This window comes from Dehalococcoidia bacterium (assembly GCA_021295915.1).
Taxonomy (GTDB): domain Bacteria; phylum Chloroflexota; class Dehalococcoidia; order Lucifugimonadales; family UBA1123; genus VXRN01.
Genome location: JAGWBK010000059.1, coordinates 1 through 4415 on the forward strand (window position 1 = coordinate 1; position 4415 = coordinate 4415).

Below are 4415 nucleotides of genomic sequence, written 5' to 3' on the forward strand. Positions count from 1 at the left end.
CTCGCCGTACGAGGTGGACCTGGTGTCACTTAGTAGGCTCACCGACTTCAGGACGAACGAGGACGGGCACATCATGGTCCCAGTCTTCACCGACCTGAAGCGGCACGACATGGGTGACATCCTCAACAATGAGGTGCTCGAAGAGGAAGGCGTGCCAACCGGCGAGTGGCTGACTCGTAAGCTGTGGGGATTCGCGAGCGAGCCGCCGTTCCTGCACCATGGGCGTGCGACGCTGATGTCGGAGGCGATCCTGGCGCACGGAGGCGAGGCGATCGAGAGTCGGGAGTCGTTCGCGAGTCTAGTCGCGGAGGACCAGGCAACGGTCATCGAGTTTCTTAAGACACTTCAGTTGCCGCCTGAGGAGGCTGACGGGCTGGAAGAAGGCAGCACGCTTACGTTAGGGAGCGACGTGCTATGGTCGGCCGTCGGAGGAGGTGTGGCAGGGGCGGTAATCGCGCTGGTTTGCGTGTGGGCATTCATTAGGAGACATGAGAGGCGTGCTTGAAACCCGCCCCTACGGTTCCGTGACCAATAGCTTCTGGTTGGGAGCGATGTCCCTAAGAGTCTGCTCAGTGCCACTGGGCCACAAGATCGTGATCTCGTCCACGGAGTATGCTGTCCATCGACAGGTAGCTGGAACCTGCCCGGACCTCCTGGACCTGAACCAGGGGCTCATCAGCTCCTGGAGGCGTGTACGTCAGATAAACGCGGGCTCCGATTCCGTCGGCGTTTGAGCCAGTGCCGTCTACGGCCATTCTGCCTTGGAGCCGCAGGGATATCCAGTTGTTCGCTCCACCACCGTTCATCCAGATGAAGAGCGGCCCCTTCATGTTTGCCATTGTCTCGTAGGACCCCTGCCAGACCGGCCCGCTGCTGTTGGTGCCGATGAGGTCCAGGTAGCCGTCTCCATCCAGGTCGCCATGGGCGAGGCCCTTGCCGTTCTCGTGGAACTTAGGGTTCATCTTCCGAGCGTTGATGTTGTCCATAGGGTCGTCAGGGCTGCGCTCGGAGTAGTCTACGCCGAGGATGTCCAGGAGCTGCGCTTCTATGGTGATGTCCCGGAATGTGCCATCTCCGAATCCCTCCAGCATGCGTCGACCGCCGGGGCCATCTCCCCGGCCACCCGTGGAACCCAACCAGTAGAGGTCCTGGTCGCCGTCGTTGTCGAAGTCAAAGAATGTTGCGCCGAATCCGAATTCATATGCCGCAATCCCAGTTGGAGGATCGAAGGTGCCGTGTACCTTCGCTGGGTCGAGCGAGAGAGGGGGCATATCGGGGCTGGGTGTTATCTCGAGCGTGGGTGCGATGTCGGTGAACGTACCGACCTTCCCGTCAGCCTGGTCGCTCCGAACACTCTCGTTTCTCAGGAGGTAGTGGAAGCAGTTGGCCCACGCAAACTGGATATGGTACTCACAGGTACCTGAAATCTCCTCCTTGGGGGGTCTCATGACCAGGTGATACCCCATGTTGGTGATGAAGACATCTAGGTCTGAGTCGCCATCGATGTCTCCGAATGCAAAACCCATCCAGGCGCCAACGGCGTTAAAGCCCAGGTCGGCGGCGACCGGCGTAAACCTGGGATTCCCGGGAGTGGAGTCGTTGCGATAGATGCGAAGGCGGTTCCCATCGTCGGCCACCCAGAGATCAGGGTCTCGGTCGTCATCGTAGTCGAAGAAGGTGGCGGCGTGGGTCTGTCCAGTAGGTTCGCCGACCCGGTTTCCCCAACGGTCCAAGTCTGTGGGGTCGTATCCCTGGAACATCTCACCTGTGTCGGGGTCCTGGAACATCACAGGCTTGCCATCGTAGCCCCGCATGACAATCTGTCCGCCTCTCACTCCGAGTGGCTCCCCGACCTCATCAAATGTGAGATCGCCGTTGTTCATGTAGAGGAGGTTGTAGTGGCCGGGGTGACTCGGAGAGTTGAAAGTCCGGAAGTCCGGGTCTCCGAGGTTGCTTACGTACAGGTCCAGCCATCCGTCGGAGTCGACATCGGCACAGGCGATAGTGGAAGCAGACCGGATGTTGGAATTCTCGCCAAATGCTGACTCGGTAATGTCCTCGAATGTACCATCCTGACGGTTGAGGAAGAGCCTATCAGTCACAGCCTGCCTGAGCTGTCGGGACTCATCGTCATCAGCCATGGCTGACCTGAAGTCCAGGTCGTCACCTATTACGCCCAGGGCGCCAACATAAATGTCTTGGTATCCGTCATTGTTTATATCGCAGGCCACCACTCCGGAGCTATTGGTGGAAGTGGCCGCGACTCCGGCCTCGATGGCAACGTCGACCAGGACCCCGTCGCCGTTGTTCTTGTAGAGAAAGTTGGCGTGTCCCGCGTCTGAGGTGATGAAGACGTCGTGGTCTCCATCGCGGTCGTAGTCGAAGACCGCAACGCCAGGACGGTCATTCCAGATCATGAAAGCGCTGCCGAGAGTGTCCTGGGCAACGTTCCTGAATGGGGTGACGTTTGGGGCAGATTGTTCAGGCTGGGCTGCGGGCGCTGGAGTTTCAGACTCCCCACAGCCCATCGGTCCACCGATCAGCCAGAGGAGTACGGTAACGACTGTAAGGAGGCCACGCAGGTCTGTTCCTCCAAGACGGGCGAAGGCTGCGCTGGTTGTTTGTAAACCAATGAACCCGACCCTCGACAATGCCGAGGGCCGGGCCTTCTTTCCCTTAGAGTGAATTGGGGCTTAACGGACCTTCAGGAGGGCCTGACCCAACTCAAACAAGGACTGCTACCTGGAAATCCAGACGTTTGTGTATTGCGGGCTTCCAGGATGCTCGGGCGGCACGCCGTGTACCCACGTACGATATGCGCTGGGCATGAAGAAGATGCCGGAGTAGACCTGCGGCGGATCCTCCATGAACGCCTGCTGCATGCCGTCGGCGATCGTCTTCTGGGTCTCGAAGTCGGTCGCGCGAAGGAACTGCTGGTGAAGTTCATCGATCGTCTCGTTATAGTAGCCGAATCCGATGGATGTGCCTCCCCCGGCGAGCATGAAGCTAAACGCGGGATTCTGGCGGTTCCTGATGGTTCCCCAGCTGGTGAAGATGTGCCATCCTTCGCCGGCCAGGCGCTTGGACGTGGCCGTGGCCCAGTCCATACCCGGCATGTCGACGGTGATGCCGATCTCCTCCATCCTCGCCTTGATGACGGGACCAACCGGAGTAATCGTGCTGTAGTCATTCGGGTTCAGAATGACGATGGGCTCTCCGTTATAGCCAGACTCCGCCACCAGCTCCTTGCCCCGTTCTATGTTGTCCTGATTGTAGAGGTCGCAGCCTGCGTCACTCTCGAACACGGTTCCGCTGCCATAGATCGAGCAATTCAGCTTCCAGGTGTTCGGCGGCCCAATGGCACTGAGCATGTCAACGCCGCTCATGGATGCCTGGATGGCCCGTCGAAGCAGCAGACTGTCGAAGGGCTCCTTGTTCAGCTCGTTGGTGTTAAATGCGAAGTACCACATGTGGCCGGGATACCAGGTAAATCCCACGTCAGGGTCTTCCTGGAGCTCTGCGACAAAGTCCAGGCCAATGCTGTCTACGAAATCCCACTCGCCTGTCTTCAGGCCAGCAACCTTGGTCTCCTCGCTGGGGATTTCAAGCCATTCGATCTTGTCTAAGTACGCCTTCTTCTCCCCTGCGAGCCAGCTTGCGGGCTCGCTTCGAGACTTGTAATCGTCGAAGCGGGAGATCGTCACCTTGACGCCGACATCCCAACTTTCCAGCTGGTATGGGCCGGTTCCAATGATGTTCTCCTCACCCACGTCCTCAGTCATTGGGAACGCAGCCGCTGTCGGCGTGTAGACCAATACGGTGCCGTGGGTCCTGAGCGCCATTCCGTCCAGTAGCGAACCGTATGGCTCATTGGTCTCGATCGTATACGACAGATCGTCAATCTCTTGCATTCCGTCGTCGACAAGGAAGGTCAACATCACTTTGCCCGCCGGCGTGTCGCCCAGGATGCGTTCTGTTGAACGAATCGCAGCCTCGCTGGTCAGAGGCGTACCATCATGGAATGTGATGCCATCTCGGAGGTTTATTGTCCAGATCAGGCCATCATCGGATATATCCCAACTGTCGACCAACATTGGCTGAGTGCTGAAGTCGGCCCCCTGAGTAAACAGGTTCTCAAGTATGGGTCCCGCGGAAGGCTGCCAGCAGACATACGAGGTGCAGAAGTCTGGATCGAGCGACTTGATGCTGGCCTGAGACACTACTCTCAGAGTTCCACCGTACTTGTCCTCCTCCGCAATCATCATGGAGTCGCCTGCCTCCATCGCGTCAGCGGGAGCAGGTACTGCCTTGGCGACTGCGGCCTCGACGGCGGCAGCGATGTCCTCAGAGGTTACACCTGGCTGCTGAGCCATCATCGCACTGGAAATCGCTGCTGCGACTTCTTCCTGGCTGAC

At 58.6% G+C, this 4415-nt stretch carries 4 protein-coding genes; 1 reads left to right on the forward strand and 3 read right to left on the reverse strand.

The window, feature by feature from the left end; translation table 11 throughout:
- Nucleotides 1–505: hypothetical protein (locus J4G14_13780; protein MCE2458859.1), on the forward strand; the 505-nt coding region annotated here is incomplete at its 5' end.
- 9 nt (nt 506–514) lie between these two features.
- Here the strand turns inward: J4G14_13780 and J4G14_13785 are convergent.
- From J4G14_13785 to J4G14_13795, 3 genes are all read right to left on the reverse strand, one after another.
- The gene (locus J4G14_13785) at nt 515–607 is read right to left on the reverse strand and encodes an ASPIC/UnbV domain-containing protein (GenBank protein ID MCE2458860.1); all 93 of its coding nucleotides are present in this window, start codon (nt 605–607) and stop codon (nt 515–517) included.
- On the reverse strand, nt 570–2417 hold the full coding sequence (locus J4G14_13790) for a VCBS repeat-containing protein (protein ID MCE2458861.1): 1848 nt from the start codon (nt 2415–2417) through the stop codon (nt 570–572). Before J4G14_13790 ends, J4G14_13785 begins: the two co-directional genes overlap by 38 nt.
- Nucleotides 2418–2738: 321 nt before the next feature.
- Nucleotides 2739–4415 (reverse strand): hypothetical protein (locus J4G14_13795; GenBank protein MCE2458862.1); only part of this gene is annotated, 1677 nt, incomplete at its 5' end.